Source organism: Moraxella sp. CTOTU49803 (genome assembly GCF_032097965.1).
In the GTDB taxonomy this organism is placed as follows: Bacteria; Pseudomonadota; Gammaproteobacteria; order Pseudomonadales; family Moraxellaceae; genus Faucicola; species Faucicola tetraodonis.
This window is the reverse complement of sequence record NZ_DAMCJP010000019.1, coordinates 1-19,039: the sequence shown is the minus strand read 5'-3', so window position 1 is coordinate 19,039 and position 19,039 is coordinate 1. Positions and strand designations below refer to the sequence as shown.

Sequence of the window (19,039 nt, the reverse complement as noted above, 5' to 3'; positions counted from 1 at the left end):
TTCGCCCATGTGAGAGTAGGTCATCGTCAGCTCCCTATTCCAAAATCACCCCCTTTATTCGTTTAAAGGGGGTTTTTGTATTGTAGTTTAGCAACAATCTAAGTTATGAATATTGGTAATTAAAAAATTGGGATGAAAGCCTTCTAATAAAGGCTTCCATTTCAAACATCTATGCCAAAATTAATCGATTTTTTCTACATTAACTTTCATATCTTTTAACTCAAATGGCGCGAAGAAAGTCGCAAAAGCAACATCCGCAGCATCCCTTCCATAACCTAAAATCACACGACCGCCTTTTGGCGCAGATTGCGTGGCGTCAAATGTGTACCATCGATCGCCAATAAAAACCTCATACCATGCATGTAAGTCCATTGGGTCAAGTTGATATAAGTAGCCAACTACCATGCGAGCGGGCATATCTAATGCCCGTGACAGGCTAATACCCAAATGGGCAAAATCACGACAGACGCCTTTTTTATGTTGCCAAGTGTCTAGTGCTGTGGTCTCTGCTGTACTACTCCCATATTGGTAAGTAAAGTTTTGGTGAATATAGGCGCAAATTGCCGCCGCTTTGTCATAACCGTCGGCAAAATCTTGGGTTATCATTTGGGCTTCTTGAAGTAGAAATTCTGGCAGACAATAGCGACTGGGTAACAAATATACCATTGTATCTGAAGGCAGCTGCTCAATCGGTGTTTTTGGTATACCGGGTGCGACGTCTATCCATTCGCTGGTACATAGCTCAACTGTTAGGCGAACTTGGTAATCCCCCATCGGAAATAAAACCCTGTCACATAAGTTACCAAAATTGTCGTTATAGCTTGTAACTGGTAAGGGTGGCGTGACTTGCCATTCTTCTTGAGTGATGTGCTGTGCTAACCCTGATTGCGGTCGTAGTAGAAACACCGCAGGGGTTGGCTGAGAAAAGTGATAATCGAGTTGGCAAGTGGCGCGTAATTTCATCATAGATTTTTCATCAAATAAGGTGACAACACTAACTAAAAATTGCAAGGTGGAGTGGTTGCTGCAAAAAAAATAGCAGAAGGCTTAGAATTTATGCCATTATCATTAAAATGGCAATCAATATTTATAGATTTTATTTGCACTTAAATTCGCATGATTCAAAGCTTGTTCATCAACGGCTATCAATGCTCGCGGCAGTATATATTGTGAAAATTCTAGGATTAATCTATGGTAGAATGAGAAAATTTTTTAAAAACCATTACCACCATGACATCACCTAGTTCAAATCAGCGCTCTGATAAATTTGCTAGCCACTTAGCCAACCATTTAGATGGATATGCCGCGCAGACCAAGGGAAAAACGGGTCTCAAACGTATCATCAATGCCGCAGGTTACTCTAAAGATGGTTTAGTTGCGGCATATCAAAATGAAGCGGCTTTTCGACAGGTTGCATGGCTCAATAGCATTTTATTAATTGCGCTGATTTTTTTACCTTTTATAATGCCGATTAAAATGATACTGGTATTTTCATCGTTTTTTTCTCTCATCGTTGAGTTGTTTAATACCGGTATTGAAGCGTCAATTGACCATACATCGACAGAACATCATCCGTTGGCAAAAATTGGTAAAGATGTAGGTTCTGCCGCGCAACTATTAGCCTTGACGATGCTGTTTTTGTTATGGATGATGGCGTTATATACAACTTTTATTAATTTCTATTAATCAATGATGGGCTAAGTTTGCAATTGAGTAGACCAATTTTCTATGAGCATCTATATCGGAACCGGGGGATACAGTGATACGGATTTTTTGGGAATCCTATATCCTGCTGACACCAAAAAAACCGAATTTTTAACCGAGTATAGTCGTCATTATGCCACTGTTGAAATCAATAGTAGCTTCTATGCGCCTTTAGGTCGAAAAGCGTATGAAGGTATGCTCAAAAAATCCAACGGAAAGCTAAAATTTTCGATTAAGATTCACCAAGATTTTACCCACCGATTAACCGCCACTGGAGAGACCGCGCAAGCTTTTTTGCAGGCGATTGAACCTATTTTAGCGGCAGATTGCTTGGCTGCGTTATTAATTCAATTTCCGCATGGTTTTGATAGAACGGTGGCACATCGTCAGTATTTGGCAACCTTGACCAGTTGGTTTGATGGGTTACCATTGGCGATAGAATTTCGCCACCAAAGCTGGCATATCCCGCAAGTTTACGCCAGTTTTCAGCAGCAAAATTTGATTTGGTGTAGTGTGGACTATCCAAATATCCATGGTTTACCGCCCAGTCGGCTGTTGTTTACTAGCCGCATCGGTTATTTACGCATGCATGGGCAAAACTTAGACTGGTGGGATGCCCATTCGGCGGCTGAGCGGCATGATTATCGATACAATGATGCAGAAATGCAGGCTTGGGCAAAGACGATTGCCAATCAACAGGCCAATTTTGATACTTTGTATATTTACTTTGAAAATACGGTAAAAGGTCACGCGGTGTATAATATTGAGATGCTCACACAAGCGCTCATGACCGAAGGTATGCCAGTCGTCAGTCCGTTGGTAGTGAATGATGAATAAGTAAACAGCCACTATCAACAAAATCATTCACTTGAAAATGTAATTTTTGCTATCATAAACAGTTTTACTTTTCATCATTTAAATTTCTAATTTGGAAGCATGGTTAAGCGGTATGACTGATTTTGCGATTGGACAACGTTATCTGTCGGATACAGAGAATGAATTGGGGCTGGGCGTCGTCGTGCTCGTTGATGAACGCTGCGTGCATATTTTGTTCCCGCAAAGTGAAGAAACGCGTGTGTATGCCAAGACATCGGCGCCTTTGTCGCGTGTGACCTTCAAAGCAGGAGATACCATACACGACCAAGATGGCGCATCGTATGTGGTCAGCGATTTTGAAGAGACCAATGGCGTTTATAAATATTCGGTTGAAGGTCATGACCGTGCGATTATGGAAACGCGCCTTGCGGCTAACATTAATTTGGCAAAACCACTTGAGCGCTTGCTCGCTAGTCGTATCCACCAAAATGATTGGTACGAACTGCGCCAAGAGCTACTGCGTACCCAAACCTATTTGGCGTCTCATCCACTAAGAGGCTTGATGGGCGCACGTGTCGATATTATTGAGCATCAGCTGTATATCGCCCATGAAGTAGGTAAACGTATCGCGCCGCGCGTTCTACTTGCCGATGAGGTAGGGCTTGGCAAGACGATTGAAGCGGGTCTGATTATTCATCAGCAATTAATCACCGGCAAATCTGAGCGTGTTTTGATTTTGGTACCTGATAGTTTGCAGTACCAATGGATGATTGAAATGCGTCGCCGTTTTAATCTTGAGTTTGCGATTTTTGATTTGGTCAGAACCGCAGCGATTGCAGAGCATGACCCTGAGCAAAATCCTTTTACCACTGAGCAGTTGATTATTGCCAGTATCGATTTGCTACTTGATCATGAAGATTTGCATGAAAAAGCCTTGGAAGCGGGGTTTGATTTGCTGGTTGTGGATGAAGCGCACCATCTGCATTGGGACAGTGAGCAAGGTGGCAATGACAAATACGATTTGGTTGAAGATTTGGCCGAACAAACCGCAGGTGTGTTGTTACTCACAGCAACCCCTGAGCAGTTAGGTTTAGAAAGCCATTTTGCGCGGTTACGATTGTTAGATCCCAATCGTTTTAATGATTTAGACGACTTTATCGATGCAGAAGAAAATTTTGCGCAAACCGCCGCAATTGCTGAGGTGTTATTGAGTGACCAATCGCTGTCAGATAAGCAAAAATCAGCATTAGCGCAGTTATTAGGTCATGATATCAGTGATGACGAGCAAGGTCGTGCGCGCGCCATCAATGAATTGTTAGATCGTCATGGTACTGGTCGTGTGCTATTTCGCAATACCCGTGAGAGCGTGTCTGAGCTTATTTCTGGCTTCAAAGGTCGGCGCTCAATGGCGTACCCACTGACGCTCCCGATAAGTTGGCAAGACAGTTATCACACGCAAGGTAAATTGCGCGAACAATTATGGCCAGAGGAGTTACAGCCCGATGGTAGTTGGCTAGAACAAGACCCGCGGGTACCTTGGCTAGTTGATTTGCTTAAAAACACCTTAAAACATCAAAAGGTGCTGCTGATTGCGCGCAGTGGGGCAACGGTTGAGAGTTTAGAGGCGGTATTGCGATTGCATGCGGGCATTAAAACCGCGATTTTTACTGAGCAAATGACCCTACTGGAGCGTGACCAAGCGGCTGCATATTTTGCCGATATTGAAGGCGCGCAAGTATTGTTGGCGTCTGAAATTGGCTCTGAAGGGCGTAATTTTCAATTTGCCAGTGATTTGGTCTTGTTTGATTTGCCCGCCAATCCTGATACATTAGAACAGCGGATTGGTCGCCTCGATCGGATTGGTCAGCAAAACGAGATTACCATTCATGTGCCTTTTGTCGAAGGCACGGCAACTGAACGTATGTACCGCTGGTATAACGAAGCGCTAAATATTTTTAACCAAATCTCACCCACGGCGCAAACCGTTCAAGAGCAGTTTATTGTAGATTTAAAACCGCTGCTTGAAGGGCAAAAAGTCGAAGATGAGGGTCAAGAAATTACTTTAGATCAGTTGATTGTGGAAGGCAACGCCCAGCGCCTCGCACTAGAAGCAGCCATGCAAGCAGGGCGTGACAGACTGCTTGAATATAATTCTTGTCGCCCGCGTGTCGCTAGTAAAATCGCTTACACCATGCGTGATTTTGATGATACCCACATGTTGCCACGTTTGTTTGAACGCTTTATGTCGTCCATCAATATGGAATATAGTGGACAGCGTGATGGCTCATTGATGCTACATCCGAGTGATGAAGTGCAAGTGCAAGGACTGGCTGTCCCTGAAGATGGTATGACCTTGACCTTTGAGCGTGACCAAGCGTTACTACGCGAAGACATGGAATTTATGACTTATGAGCATCCTTTGATGCAAAGTATCTTTGAAACGGTCAACGCAGGCACGTTTGGTAATACCACGGTTGCCACTTTACAAAGTAATGCCATGCCTGAAGGACTGGTATTGGTCGAAGTTAATTTTCGTGTTGAAGCGATTGCGCCAAAGCTACTTAATTTACCCGCATTTTTGCCAAAGCCGCTCATTCGGGTGTTTTTAAGCCAGCAAGGGACTGATTTTAGCGATAAAATTGCGCCTGATATGATTGTGTCGCATATTCATCGTTTGGATAAAACCCGTGCGCGTCAAGTTATCAAAGCGCGTAAAGACATCATCGAAGTGCGCTATGAGCAAGCAGTTGAGCTGGCAAACCAGCAATTACCTGCGATAAGTGAGCAAGCCAAAGAGGTATTTAATCAGCGCTATGAGCGTGAAGTTGAGCGCCTGCAATATTTGCAATCCATCAATCCGAATGTACGGGACGCAGAAATCAATCAATTAAAACGTTTGCAAGAACAGGGCTTACATGCCCTAGGTCATTTATCCTTAATCCCTGATAGTATCCGTGTGCTAGTCGCTGTCAAGCCCGCTTAATTGTTTTGAATTTAGGTTAAAGGTCAGCTTATATTAGGCTGACCTTTATTATATGTTTGCATTTTTCATTTTGTGGTTAAGACCAGTTTCCAGGTCTAGTTATCAGGCTTAGTTAGCAAAGCTAGTTATTTACACCTCAGGATTCACTACACTCATACTGAATTTGAGTCCGATACTAATCAGTACAATCGCCAGTGGCAACAGCACCATCGCAATGCGTTGGGTTTTGTACCTGATAGGCGGCTCCTTACTGACTTTAGATAATAAAAAACATAGCATACCCGCGACCAATGTCAAAATCCCTAAACCTAAACAAAGAAAACCAAAATAATTCATCTGTTTACTCACTACCCATACATATATGTTTGACGGGTGTAAATTACATACCACCACGACCCATCTATATTTGTTGAAACATGATTGTTGCCTCAGACAACTTTGATTATAATCTAACAAGACTCATAGGACATGAGATTTATTTTTAGCCGCAATACAAGGATGGTGAGATGAGTGGCTCAACGATACAGACTTTGGACATACAACATCTACACCAGCCCCCGTTTGATACACTAAGCGTTCAGCAGCGAACCCATCTGCAGCAGCACAGTAAAATCGTCTATTTGGACAACTTACAGCCTATACCCACTGCATGGCAAGGGGATTTTTTTATTATCCTTAAAGGCTTTGTTCATCAATTACAAGGCGATGCGTTGATTTCTACCTTAAATGCAGGCGATTGGTTTGATACCAAGGTCAGGCAGAGCGGCGTGTTCAACTTTATCACCCAGCAGCAAAGTCTGATGTACCGTATCGATGGCCAAGTACTAAGTGCTATCACCGAGCAAAATCTCACCTTAAAAAACGCCTTGTTTGCCGATGTCGCTGCCCGTCTCAACCATCACCAAGCCCGCCTTGCCCAAAGTGAAAGTCAAAAACTGCTATATCAACCGATTGCCAATTTGGGGCAGCATATCAAACCGCCGCATTTTGTCGATGATACGGCAACCCTATACGATGCCACGATGGCGATGAACCAATTTGACATCAAGCATATTTTGGTTAAGTCACAAGCGCGAATGAGCGAAGCAGAGCGTGACAAACTCATCGCACAAGGCGTTGAAAAATCTACCATTGCAGCGTATGTCGAGCGCATCGGTATTTTTACCCAAACCGATGTGTGCCGAGCGATTGGACAAAAAGTTGATTTTGCTACTACGCCTGTGCTGGACTTTACCAATTTTAAAATCCATACGGTGCATCAATCGCAAGATGTGAGTGAAGCCTTGCTGACCATGTTACAAACTCGTACCCACCGTTTGCCCATTATTGATAGTCAAGGTCAAATCATTGGGATTTTGGGACAAACCGAATTACTGAGCTTTTTAACCAACCATTCCAATCTTATTGTTGCTCGTATTGAGCAAGCGCAGAGCCTAGAGGATGTTGCGGTGGCGGTGGAATTGATTGGGAAATTTATCCGTGAGCAGCACGCCAGCGGCATCAAAATCCATGTTATCAGCCGTATGGTGCAAAGCTTGAATTTACAAGTGTTCGCCAAGGTATGGCAGCTAATTGTACCTGCTATCACCTTCTACAATACCTGTCTGTTTGTAATGGGCTCAGAAGGGCGTGGTGAACAAATCTTGCGTACTGACCAAGACAATGCGCTGATTATCCGCAATGGTTTTAAAGATGACAATCTGCCCAGCTATGCCGCGCAGTTCAATGAGGCATTGGCGAACATGGGTTATCCTTATTGTGATGGCAAGATTATGCTTAGCAACGAGCGTTGGCGAAAAACTTCAACCGCCTTTGAAAGACAAATCACGGCATGGTACGTGAGTGGCAGTAGTGAAGATATGATGTGGATTGCGACCTTAATCGATGCGCATTTTGTTTGCGGCGATATTAAGCTCTTTGAGCAGCTGCAAAAACATTGGCAAGTCAGCGCGCAAAATGTGGCGACTAGTAACTTTATCAACCGTTTCGCCAAACCAATTCTACAATTTGGCGATAGCAGTGGTTGGTGGCAAAAGTTTGTTGGCGGTAGCGATACCGATATTGACTTAAAAAAAGCAGGGATATTCCCGATTGTCCATGGCGTGCGAGCATTGTCATTGGAATATCATATCACTGAGACCAATACCAGAAGCCGACTGCAGCAGCTAGCACAGCAAAACGTGCTAGATGACACCATGGCGCAAAATCTGGCAGAAGCACTGGATTTTTTTATGGCAAAACGACTGGATGTGGCATTGACCACCCAGGATAGAACAGCGCGAGCGGTAAATCCCAATCACTTATCAGCACTGGAAAAAGATTTGTTAAAAGAATGTTTGGCGATGGTCAAAGATTTTAAAACCTTTATTACCCATCATTATCGTCTAGATATTTTTTAATTGAAGATATTTTTTGACTAAATAGATAGTGTTAATTGCTTAGAGAAAAGCCATGTTTCATCGCATCAAAAATCTGTTCGGCGGTCAAAAACTTGAGCGACAAAAACAGCGGCTCAGCAAGCCGGAGTACGCTTATCTGTTTGATACTCAGCTATCTAAAGTCCCCAATGAGTGGGTGAGCCTAGACCTAGAAATGACCGGGCTTAATGCCAAACAAGATTATATTTTAAGTGTCGGTGCAGTACAGGTACGCAAAGAAAGTAACGGGTTTGTGATTGATACCGATAGCGCGCTGTCCTTGGTATGCCGTCCGCCTGTGATGCCCACCCACGACACCATTGTGATTCATGGGTTAAGACCGATAGATGTCGACAATGGCTTATCGTATGACGAGATGCTCACCCAATTATTGCCAATGCTTAAAAACCGTCCGATAATTGGGTTTTGTGTGGACATGGATATGGCGTTTTTAAATGCCATTGCCAAACCGTTTTTGGGCGTGGAACTGGCTAATAAACTTGTCGATGTCAGTCGCTTGTATCAACAAAATCAGTATCGACATGACCCCAGCCAAGTTGGGCAACTACCACACCTCAATAAGCTGCTAGAGGAATACCAAATCCCGCGATTACCTGCCCATAATGCCCTTAATGATGCCATCATGACTGCCATGTTGTTCACTCACCTGATGCAGTCATAAAAGCTAACCGACATAAAAAAACTCTCATCATGAGAGTTTTTTATTTAAAGATGACTTTATTTTTTACTGGGAGCGGCGTCTGCGCCTTTTGGCTTGATGCCTGCTTCTTGGGTTAATTGCATCAACATGGTACGGGCTTCTTCAGCGGATTTTTGCGCTTTTTCCATTGACTTAGCAATTTCTGGATTGGTCTCTGGGGTTGCCGTTGGTTTTTTGATTAAAGCCGCCGTACCGGCACGGCTATTGGTAATACTTTCAACCATTTTATCGCGGGTTTGTGCGACACGGGGGTCATTAAATTTTAATTTGTTGAGCGTGGCTTTTTGCAAATCTAACTGTGCCACCACTTCTTTAAAGAAAGCTTGTTGGTCAGCAGGCGTTTTGGCGTTTTGCATTTTTTTTGCCATGTCTGCTTGTTTGGCTTGGGTATTGCGGTCAAGCTCGTTTAAGGTTTTAAATAACTGCGTCAAATCCGCTTTTAGGGCAAGATTAGGGGTCGCAGCTGCAGCATTATTGGCGGCAACTGTAGGGGCGCTGCTAACGTTGGCGGTTTTTTCTGCAGTTGCTGGCGTGGTGACAGTTGTTGTGGTTGACGAAGCAGTGGTGGTAACAGCAGCACTAGCAGGCGCGCTAGAGATGGCTTGGGATGCTGCCACAGGGGTAGTAGTTGTAGAGGTTGACGTGGTGGTGGTAGTCGTTGCAGAAGCGGTAGTGGTTGCGGCTTTATCATCTTTTTTTGAGCATGCAGATAACGCTAGTACAAGACTCATAGCGCCTATAGTCATGGCAGAGGTGGCGATAGATTTGTTTAACATAGAGTTTTTTTAACCTAAATAATTTTTTAATCTAAATAGCTTTAAACCAAATAACTTTAATATAAATCACTTGTTAACCTAAATGATTTTAATCTAAATAATTTTTTCACCCAAGTCAAAGGGGTAAGAATCCTCAACTGAAGTTTGAGTCGGCAATAGTAGTGGCTGCAATGTGGCAATTAGGCGACAGTTTAGCAAATATCTAAAAATTGAAATGTAGAGAATTGCAACAGAAGGCTACGGCAGTTTTTCTAAATGCGTTAATTTTAGCCGATTTGCTATGAAATCAGGTGGATTTTTATGGCAAAAAGCGCTAAGGTGGCAGCTTATTTTTGCCTAATTTATTTTTGCCTAATAAGATTCGATACCTAGTATAGATTCGTCACATTGTTGCTGTTGTTATGAAAAATTCACGCCAATCCGTGGGTCTGCAAACCCGCGCTACTCAATTATTGTCTTTAAAAACGGGTTTATTGCTAGGGATGGCTTGTTTATCCTTGGTGGGTCATACGTCAGATACCACACAAGTCCAGCCGCCAATACCCACTGATTCAGTGACCAAGCAAAGCCATGCAGTCATGGGGCAGCGCGATCCAGTCAGTAAGCTACCTGAAGCGATTCAAGCCAAACTTGCCCAAGCCAATATTCCGACCGATAGCCTGAGCATGGTGGTACAACCGCTAACGGACAATGCGCAAAATGCAGCGTCGACTGCGCCCCAAACGCCTTTGTTTAGTTATAACGCTGATGTGCCACGTACCCCTGCATCTACGCAGAAACTGATTCCCACTTATGTGGCGCTCGATAGTTTGGGCAAAGACTTTGTTTGGCAAACCAAATTATATCAGCATGGTTTTGTGTGGAAAGGCACGCTTTATGGCGATGTGATTGTGCAGGGTAGTGGCGACCCAAAACTGGAAAACGAGCGCTTGTACCAGCTGCTTGCCATGATCAAAGCACAGGGTATTAAGCAAGTACAAGGCAATTTAATCATCGACAATCAGCAGTTTCAAGGGGTGGATTTTGATGTTAATGCGTTTGATGGTAAAGGGTTACGCCCTTATAATGCCCAGCCCAATGCTTTGTTGACCAATTTTGGTACGGTGGAAGTGGATTTAGTGCCACTGCCAAAACCCAATGCCACACCCGTTGTAAAGCCTAATACCAGCAGCGTCACGCAACCTACAACCACGTCGGCTTCGACAGATATCGACAATCCCGCGGCAAATCTTGAGCAAATCCAAAGCAAACCTTCGATTAATCCCAAAGACGTAGCGGCGTATCAAGTCAGCCTAAAGCCTGCGCTGGCAAACTTTACTATGCCTACAACACTTAAAGCCAGTCAAGCGCCTTGTAATAGCAACCAAGATGATTGGATTGGGACATTGACGTCCACAGGATTGCGCTTTCATCAAACCGCATCCGCCTTCTGTGGTGAGCAAAAGCGCTATCTGACGTTTCCTGATGGGGATGTGCTGGTCAAACAACAAATCATCGCCGATTGGCAAAAAATCTTGCCAAACTTTACAGGGAATGTTGAATTTGCCAACCCTGCAGTGCCCTATATGCAGCAAGCCAAGGCGATACCGCAAGCGCTACCTTGGTATATTCGCTTATACCTAAAATACTTTGGCAAACCCTTGACCCCAAAATTGGTTGGCTATGTCGCCTCCAATCCATTGCACGAGCAAATCAAAGACATCAATCAGCACTCCAACAATGTGATGACAGAACAAATCGCCTTGTCGCTACCGCTGTATGCCGACAAGCAGCACATCAGCACTTATCCAAAAACCTTTGCCTACATTCACCAGTGGTGGCAACAAAAGCTGCCCCAAGTACAGCCCCCTGTGATGACTAGAGCCTCAGGCTTATGCCGTGATTGCCGCGTGGCGCCCAATAGTATGTTGGCGCTGCTAACTCTCGCTTATCATTCACCCAATTTTACCGTATATCGTGATTCGTTGGGCGTGGCAGGCGAGTCGGGTACCATCAAAGCGCTCAAACTGCGCCAGCCAAATAACCCTGCCATTGGGCATGCTTGGATCAAAACAGGCACGCTCGATAATGTCACCAGCATGGCAGGCTATGTTCAAGGCAAATCAGGAAAATGGTATGCAGTGGTTGGGATGATTAATGCCGACAATGTCAAAAATAATAGCAATGCCAAAGCCGTGCTGGATGAAATGCTAGCGTGGACAGCGCTGCAGTAATTGGTTTGTGGTTGATTGGCTATTTATCGTGAACATTAAAATACCAATCAATCTGGCGGTCAAATCCCATTTCCAGTAGGCTTGCGGTGATGCGTCCAGTCAAGCCCCACACGGTCTCGCCATCAATGATAAAGCTTGGTGATACCAGTACTTGACTCCCCAAATCATACGCATAATCGATGGTCGGCTGGTGAATAAGCGTGGCTAAATCTGCCCAAAATAGCCTTGCAATTTCGCACATCTCTGGCACAAGGTTAACACTGGGTGGTATCACTCCTACAATCGGCTTGACAGGTCTTCCGCTTTTGGCAAATTGTAATGGCAATTCGCCCAACACAGTCACTTGACTGGGATGAATACCTGTTTCCTCATGCGTTTCTCGTAACGCGGTAGCTTGGTTGCTATCGTCCGTATCTTCGCGTCTGCCCCCTGCAAATGATACTTCGCCGGCATGTTCTCGCATATCCGAAGCGCGCAACGAGTACAAAATTTTTGGCTCAGCTTCATTGGTAATGGCGATGAGTACCGAATACGGCTGCGGCGTGGGGTCGAATGGCAGTTTTGCGATTCGCTCTGCCAGTTGGGTCAGTAAGGGACTTTGAAATCTAGTTGTGGACATATTTTTTAATTCATCAAAATTTAATGGGCAATTTCGCAATGTTTATACGGCGCTTTGAGTTGACCGAATTTATCTAAAACTCATTGTCTATTGTCGATATCACTATCAAGCGGTAAAGCTGGCATAGCTGAAATAGTTTTTTGCATACTAGGCTGGGTATGCGGCGCGCTACAACCTGCTAATAATCCTAAACTTAATACCCAGCTAAACACCTAAGCTAGATACCAAGTTAAATACTAAGCTAAACTTTCTCATAATCAGCTGCTCAAATCATTTTTATCATGTAAAAACCTGCAATCAATGCTACCATACTTAAAACGACTTTCACCTTACAAAACATAAAAATAATAGGAAAATACCATGCCTTACTGCCTACAATGCGGTCATCTAGCCGAAACCAAAATCCCGCCGATGGACAGTCGTCCGCGCATCGTGTGTCCGTCTTGTGGCTACATCCATTACGAAAATCCCAAAGTCATCAATGGCTGTTTACTCATTCATGAAGGTAAGGTTTTGCTCTGTCGCCGCGCGATTGAACCGCGTCATGGTTATTGGACGTTGCCCGCAGGCTTTATGGAGCTTGGCGAGACCATGAAAGATGGGGGCAATCGTGAGTGTTTTGAAGAAGCCGAAGCTATCGGTAGTGCATTAGAGTTATATTGTCTATACGACATACCCGATATCGGACAGATTCATATGATATTTATCGGCTCGCTCAAAGATGGCAAATTTGGCGTGGGCATCGAGAGCCTAGAATGTGCGTTGTTTGCCGAAGAAGATATCCCTTGGGAAGACTTGGCGTTCCAAAATGTCATTGAAACGCTGCAACATTATTTTGCTGACCGTAAAGCAGGGGCAACGCTAGGTAATTTTCCCATCCATCAGCAAGTGATTGCTAAATACGTACATTTGGGCGATTAAGTGTCCATTTAAAAAGTGAATTTTAAACGGCAAATTGCAAATTGTTAGCTAAAAAGACGGGCGTGGCGCATACGCCCTAAATATCTACGTTCTGAACACCCAGATTGTAATCTTCACTCAATGACCGCATTTACCGCAGCCGCCACAACTATTATTTTTGGCAGTTAAGCGCTTTTTGGCTTTGATTGCGACATATATTAGCGCCATCAATACCATCAACATCACGATAAAAGTCTGCATTTGCGCGTTCATAGTGACTCCTTCCAATCAATTAATTAACGAGTATATCTGTCACACGATAAGTAATAAAAGCTGCGATATAGGCCAATACAAATAAAAACGCCACAATCATCGCCGTATATTTGCCGGAATTGCTCTCTCGTTTGATGGTGGCAATCGTTGCCATACACATGGGTGCATAGATATACCACGCCAAAAACGCAAACGCCGTTGGGAGTCCCCAATGATTGCGGATAATCGGGATTAAGCCTTCACTCACCGCCGCTTCATCACCATTCACCGCATACACAGTACCCATCGCAGCGACCACCACTTCACGGGCAGCAATGCCAGGAATCATGGCGATACAGGTTTGCCAATCAAACCCAATCGGTGCGAAAAGCGGATGAATCCAATGCCCAAGATGACCGGCAATACTATAATCAATCGCAGGACCTGTGGCGTTGGCAGGCGGTTTTGGGAAAGTCACCAATACCCATAACAATACGGACAACGAAAAAATAATCGTGCCTGCGCGTGTCAAGAACGCTTTAACTTTATCCCAAAGGCTAATCGCAATATGGCGCACATTGGGCAAGCGATAAGTCGGTAGCTCCATCATCAGCGCCGTCAAGCTCGTGCGCCCTTGTACTTTAGCTATCCATTTAAGCCCCAATGCGACCAAAGCCGCCGACACAATCCCAGCAAGATAGAGCGCAAACAAAGTCAGACCTTGCAGATTAAACAGTCCCAATACTTTGGTATCGGGAATCACGGCGGCGATAATTAACGCATAAATCGGCAAGCGTGCTGAACAGGTCAACATCGGTGCCAGTGCCATGGTGACAAGGCGCTCGCGGGCATTGGGAATGGTGCGAGTCGCCATGACCGAAGGTACGGCACAGGCAAAACTTGAAAGCAGCGGGATAAACGCCCGACCTGACAAGCCTGTTTTTGCCAATAAATTATCCAGTAAAAAAGCGGCGCGTGGCAAATAGCCCGAATCTTCTAACACCAAAATAAATAAAAACAAAATCGTAATCTGCGGCAAAAAAACAATCACCCCGCCGACACCCGCAAGCACGCCATCGACCAATAGACTTTGTAACAGTCCGGAACCTAAATGAGCGGTAATCCAAGTCCCTAGCGTATTGACTAGGCTATCTAAGCCATCCATCAACGGGGCAGCCCATGAATACACCGCTTGGAACATCACAAACAGCACAATCAGCAAAATCACCATGCCCCAAAATGGATGCAATAACAGACTGTCTAAACGCTCATGCCAATTGGGTAGAGCGCCTTTTTCGCGTACCGCATGGGCGATAATCGTGTCAGCTTCTTGATATAAGACAGTGGCATCTAAGTTATCAATGGTGTCAGCGACTTGGGTAAAATATTGCGCATTACGCAGTGCGATAGCGGATTGGTTGGCTTGCTGCGCCACAAACTCACCGAGTAGTTGGTGCAATTTGGCAGTGCCGTCACGTTTGATGGCGATGGTTTTGACCACGGGCATACCCAAGACTTCGGCTAGTGCATTTTCATCAATCACCACCCCGCGTGAAGCCGCGACATCGGATAAATTGAGCGCGACCATCATGGGCAAGCCCAGTTGTTTGAGCTCCAGTAGCATCCGCAAGCTTAGACGCAAATTCGTCGCATCGGCGACCGCGATAATGCCATCAAGCGGTTTTTCACCTGCCTGTTGACCAAGCAATACCTCACGGGTGACTTGCTCATCAGGGCTGGTGGTGCGCAAACTATAAGTACCGGGTAAATCTAAGATAGTGACCGCTGGATCGCCCAACCACGTGGCAAATTTTTTGTCCACTGTGACGCCAGAGTAGTTGGCAATTTTTGCTTTTGCCCCCGTCAAGGCATTAAAGGTAGCCGTTTTACCGCAGTTTGGTGCCCCGACCAATGCCAACGTGATTGCCATAATGACCCTCTAACTTAACACTATCTATACCCTAAAAAAACAAAAAGCGTAGCCACTCATCTGCTACGCCTGCCATCTCTCAACCTAACATCTATTAAACAGTGACAAAAATCGTTACACCCTACGGCACTTAATCTTAGCAAGCTCATCACGGCGTAAACTAAACTGCGCACCACCTGCTAATTGAATAGCAAAGGGGGGACGCCCAAACAAGCCTTTTGCCACGATTTTAATCGCTGTATTTGGCAAAAATCCCAAATCATGCAGGCGGCGGCTTACCAAATTGTCTTGCAAACCAAATGCTGGATTGGCAATGACTTCTTCCACATAAGCGATGGTATGTTTTGGCAGGTCTAACAAAGGCTGAGCCGCTGCTTTTGGGGGGATTGACTCTAGCACGGGTGCCATGTCATTAGAAAATGTCAATACGGTCATCTTGCTGCCTTTCGCGAACGGTTTAGCTTTAAAATAGAAAATAAAGCACTCGATGAAAGTGAGTAAATACGAACTAAAGTATAAATGAGATACATTATCTTTTAGTGATAATTATTATTATGCTAACGTCTTAAAAAATCAAGCGGCGATTCAATTTTTTTAATATAGCATTGAGTTTTTTTAAAAATTGCGCGTATTCACCTTGATACAACATAGATATTTAAGAAACAATGTTGATGTTTAATCGAAGGCTCATGAATGACAAAATCCTAAAAAAAGTCACGCATATATCATTTTGTCGCTATAAAATCTTGCTACAATACTTGAGTGATATATCTTCTATACTAGATAAAAAAACAATATATTTATGGATGATGAGATTACTATGTCGACTAGAAAAACCATTTCCACACCTGCGCAACCACCCCAGCCGGTAACTGATACTTCATCACCAATCACGGCGATAGAACCGCCAAACCCAAACCCCAATCAGCCCACACCACAAGGCACGCCACCACTCAAAGAATTGGTCAAACAATACGATAGCGTGTCATTGCTGCTGCAAGGTGGCGGTGCGCTTGGTGCCTATCAAGCAGGGATTTATGAAGGGCTGCATAAACAAGGCATCAAAATCGACCGTATCTCAGGTATTTCAATCGGCGCGCTCAATACCGCCATCATCGCAGGTAACCGTCCAGAGAACCGCTTGGCGGCGCTACAAGGGTTTTGGAACACCATCACCCATCGTAACTACACCCCTGCAGGGCTGAATGTCTACCGTCAAACGGCCAATGAGTTAGATAAACTCAGCAAGATTGACATGGTAAGCCATTTTATGCCGTGGATATTTGAAAATGGCTTTTTAAAGCAGCAACTGCGGGTAATGGAATCTACCGCTGAGGCTTGGCAAACCATGATTGAAGGACAGCGTGGCTTTTTTAAACCGCGTTATTTTGTGCCGTATGACACCACCCCCAATCACTTAAGCTATTATACCACCGACAAGCTGCGCGAAACCCTGGAGCGTTATTGTGATTTAAAACTGGTCAATGACGTCAATCGGATGAAAGTATCGGTGTCTGCGGTCAATGTGCGTAACGGTAACTTTGCCATTTTTAGCAATGAAAATGAAGAACTGCACTACGATCACTTTATTGCATCGGGTGCACTGCCGCCAGGTTTTCCAGCGGTTGAGATTGATGGGGAGTATTATTGGGATGGCGGATTGGTGTCCAACACGCCGCTCAATGAAATCTTAAGCCATGAAGAGCACCTCAAGCAATTGATTTTCCAAGTGGATTTGTGGAATGCCAAGGGCACGGTACCAGAAAATATGATGGAGATTGACGAGCGCATCAAAGACATTCAATACTCTAGCAAAACCCGCATGGTTACTGACTTTATGGCGCAAAAATTGCGTTATACGCGCCTTATCAAAGAGTTACTCAAAATCATCGATGACGATGCTAAAGTTGATAAAGTTGAAGAACTGTGCGTCAACAAAGCTCGCGAAATGACGGAAGTCGGTGTCAAAAACGTGATTCATCTGATTTATCACAAAAAGACTTATGAGCGTGGCTATAAAGACTATGAGTTTAGCGCCTCGACCATGCAAGAGCACTGGGAAAGTGGCTTACAAGATATTGAGAACACGTTTCGCCATCCAGATTGGTTTATGCTACCTGAAACCGATGATATCTTTGTCACCCATGATATCCACCAAAAACGCAAGAAATTGGCACAGGTCAGTACCCTGCTAAAAAATCTTGAAGACTAGCCGTCGTTGCACATTGAATCTTTACAGAAAAGTCAAAAAAAGTGATGGTATCTATGTATCTATCTAGCCATCACTTTTTTTATGAAAAATTACACCAAATTTGATAAGTCTAAAGTCAGCAATCGGTCAATCGCCTCGCTGCTTTGTGCGATATCTGCGACCAATGCCATGCGCACATGGTTTTTGCCAGCGTTACCGCTGTTGTTTTGGTATGGGGGCGTATCACGAGATAGGTAACGCCCTGCAAGCGCATGGATATTTAGCTGCTCATAAATCACTTTGACAAACTGCTCATCATCTTGTACCGGCAACCAAAAATAAAAACCGGCATCAGGACGGCGTAGGGGTAATTTGTCTGACAGCTTGTCCATCCATAAATCAAACTTTTGGCGATATAGTTTGCGGTTTTCTTCCACATGGGCTTCATCTTGCCACGCGGTAATCGAAGCCATCTGATGATGAATCGGCATCGCACAGCCTTGATAAGTGCGGTACTGGGCATACGGCGCTAGTAGCTTGGCATCACCTGCCACAAATCCTGAGCGCATGCCTGGTAGATTGGAGCGCTTTGACAGCGAATGAAACACCACGCAATTGGCAAAATCATCGCGTCCGAGTTTGGCGCAGACTTCAAGTAGTCCAATTGGCGGCGTATCAAAGTACAGCTCACTGTAGCACTCGTCACTGGCTAGGATAAAGCCGTATTTATCCGATAGCTCAACCAGACGTTGCCACTGCGCCATATCCATCACCGAGCCAGTTGGGTTGTTTGGACTACACACAAAGACCAGTTGGGTTTTTTCCCAAACCTCGCTTGGCACGCTGTCATAGTCACCGACAAAATTATTGTCCGCGGTACAATTGACAAAATACGGCTGTCCCCCAGCGAGCAGCGTCGCCCCTTCATAAATCTGATAAAACGGATTTGGCATCACTACGTAAGGTCGTTTGCTATCCTCACGGTCAAACGCCGCTTGCACAAAACTAAATAGCGCCTCACGTGTACCCATCACCGGTAACACTTGGGTGTCGGCATTTAATTGTTTGACCTGAAAACGGCGCTGTACCCAATCGGCAATCGCTTGGCGCAGCTCTGGCAAACCGTTGGTGGTTGGGTAATTTTGGATTTTAGCCAGACTGTCTTTGATGACGTCTAACACAAACTGTGGCGGCGTGTGCTGCGGCTCACCGATACCCAGTTTAATCGGGGCATAGTCTGGGTTTGGCGTGATGCCTTGTAGCAAGGTTGCCATCTTGGCAAACGGATAAGGATGCAAAAGCTGTAATTGCGGATTCATAAGGGGTTGGCTGTCCATATATGCGAGAGAGCTGATTTTAAAAGTACTGTGATGTTAAAAATACTGTGAAAAATGAGGTTACTTTACCCCGAATCGCTGAGTTTGCCAAGATTGAACCAAAAGTTTGCTAAAAGTTGATACCCAATTAACCCCAGTTCGACATAAGCTATACCCTAAGGCTTTGAATTAGCAAGCAAT

General features: G+C 44.7%; 16 protein-coding genes. 8 read left to right on the top strand and 8 right to left on the bottom strand.

What is annotated here, in order from left to right; genetic code table 11:
- Nucleotides 1–180 precede the first annotated feature (180 nt).
- Entirely contained in the window at nucleotides 181–966 is a 786-nt protein-coding gene (locus RT422_RS11855) for a transglutaminase family protein (RefSeq protein ID WP_313422467.1), read from the bottom strand.
- A 264-nt stretch (nucleotides 967–1,230) separates the two neighbouring features.
- Between RT422_RS11855 and RT422_RS11850 the strand changes: the two genes are divergently transcribed.
- From RT422_RS11850 to rapA, 3 genes are all read left to right on the top strand, one after another.
- Nucleotides 1,231–1,686 (top strand): diacylglycerol kinase, encoded by a 456-nt coding sequence (locus RT422_RS11850; RefSeq protein ID WP_313422466.1) that lies wholly within the window; start codon nucleotides 1,231–1,233, stop codon nucleotides 1,684–1,686.
- 42 nt (nucleotides 1,687–1,728) lie between these two features.
- On the top strand, nucleotides 1,729–2,541 hold the full coding sequence (locus tag RT422_RS11845; protein ID WP_313422465.1) for a DUF72 domain-containing protein: 813 nt from the start codon (nucleotides 1,729–1,731) through the stop codon (nucleotides 2,539–2,541).
- A gap of 112 nt (nucleotides 2,542–2,653) precedes the next feature.
- On the top strand, nucleotides 2,654–5,503 hold the full coding sequence (gene rapA, locus RT422_RS11840; protein ID WP_313422464.1) for an RNA polymerase-associated protein RapA: 2,850 nt from the start codon (nucleotides 2,654–2,656) through the stop codon (nucleotides 5,501–5,503).
- A 129-nt stretch (nucleotides 5,504–5,632) separates the two neighbouring features.
- Here rapA and RT422_RS11835 read toward each other — a convergent pair whose 3' ends face one another.
- A complete protein-coding gene (locus tag RT422_RS11835; protein WP_050324544.1) occupies nucleotides 5,633–5,839 on the bottom strand; it encodes a hypothetical protein in 207 nt (68 codons plus the stop codon).
- Between the two features lie 170 nt (nucleotides 5,840–6,009).
- Between RT422_RS11835 and RT422_RS11830 the strand changes: the two genes are divergently transcribed.
- Together RT422_RS11830 and RT422_RS11825 are read left to right on the top strand one after the other, a co-directional pair.
- Entirely contained in the window at nucleotides 6,010–7,902 is a 1,893-nt protein-coding gene (locus RT422_RS11830) for a putative nucleotidyltransferase substrate binding domain-containing protein (RefSeq protein ID WP_313422463.1), read from the top strand.
- A gap of 52 nt (nucleotides 7,903–7,954) precedes the next feature.
- Complete coding sequence (locus RT422_RS11825) at nucleotides 7,955–8,602, top strand: 3'-5' exonuclease (protein ID WP_284034816.1); 648 nt, start codon at nucleotides 7,955–7,957, stop codon at nucleotides 8,600–8,602.
- 56 nt (nucleotides 8,603–8,658) lie between these two features.
- On the opposite strand, the gene RT422_RS11820 is transcribed toward RT422_RS11825, so the two are convergent.
- On the bottom strand, nucleotides 8,659–9,417 hold the full coding sequence (locus RT422_RS11820; RefSeq protein ID WP_284034815.1) for a hypothetical protein: 759 nt from the start codon (nucleotides 9,415–9,417) through the stop codon (nucleotides 8,659–8,661).
- Nucleotides 9,418–9,818: 401 nt separating this feature from the next.
- On the opposite strand from RT422_RS11820, the gene RT422_RS11815 reads away from it, so the two are divergent.
- Nucleotides 9,819–11,630, top strand: coding sequence for a D-alanyl-D-alanine carboxypeptidase (locus RT422_RS11815; protein ID WP_313422460.1), 1,812 nt, complete (start codon nucleotides 9,819–9,821; stop codon nucleotides 11,628–11,630).
- A gap of 19 nt (nucleotides 11,631–11,649) precedes the next feature.
- Here the strand turns inward: RT422_RS11815 and RT422_RS11810 are convergent, their stop codons facing one another.
- Entirely contained in the window at nucleotides 11,650–12,249 is a 600-nt protein-coding gene (locus RT422_RS11810; protein WP_050324549.1) for an NUDIX hydrolase, read from the bottom strand.
- Between the two features lie 360 nt (nucleotides 12,250–12,609).
- On the opposite strand from RT422_RS11810, the gene RT422_RS11805 reads away from it, so the two are divergent.
- A complete protein-coding gene (locus RT422_RS11805) occupies nucleotides 12,610–13,170 on the top strand; it encodes an NUDIX hydrolase (protein ID WP_313422459.1) in 561 nt (186 codons plus the stop codon).
- Between the two features lie 117 nt (nucleotides 13,171–13,287).
- Here RT422_RS11805 and RT422_RS11800 read toward each other — a convergent pair whose 3' ends face one another.
- The 3 genes from RT422_RS11800 to RT422_RS11790 form a co-directional block, all read right to left on the bottom strand.
- Nucleotides 13,288–13,422: a FeoB-associated Cys-rich membrane protein gene (locus RT422_RS11800; RefSeq protein ID WP_219332161.1), complete on the bottom strand. Its 135-nt coding sequence runs from the start codon at nucleotides 13,420–13,422 to the stop codon at nucleotides 13,288–13,290.
- Nucleotides 13,423–13,441: 19 nt separating this feature from the next.
- A complete protein-coding gene (feoB, locus tag RT422_RS11795; protein WP_313422458.1) occupies nucleotides 13,442–15,331 on the bottom strand; it encodes a ferrous iron transport protein B in 1,890 nt (629 codons plus the stop codon).
- Between the two features lie 114 nt (nucleotides 15,332–15,445).
- Nucleotides 15,446–15,766, bottom strand: coding sequence for a ferrous iron transport protein A (locus RT422_RS11790; protein WP_219333537.1), 321 nt, complete (start codon nucleotides 15,764–15,766; stop codon nucleotides 15,446–15,448).
- 385 nt (nucleotides 15,767–16,151) lie between these two features.
- On the opposite strand from RT422_RS11790, the gene RT422_RS11785 reads away from it, so the two are divergent.
- Nucleotides 16,152–17,543: a patatin-like phospholipase family protein gene (locus RT422_RS11785; RefSeq protein ID WP_313422456.1), complete on the top strand. Its 1,392-nt coding sequence runs from the start codon at nucleotides 16,152–16,154 to the stop codon at nucleotides 17,541–17,543.
- An 89-nt stretch (nucleotides 17,544–17,632) separates the two neighbouring features.
- Here the strand turns inward: RT422_RS11785 and dapC are convergent, their stop codons facing one another.
- Entirely contained in the window at nucleotides 17,633–18,841 is a 1,209-nt protein-coding gene (gene dapC, locus RT422_RS11780) for a succinyldiaminopimelate transaminase (protein ID WP_313422454.1), read from the bottom strand.
- Nucleotides 18,842–19,039: the final 198 nt, after the last annotated feature.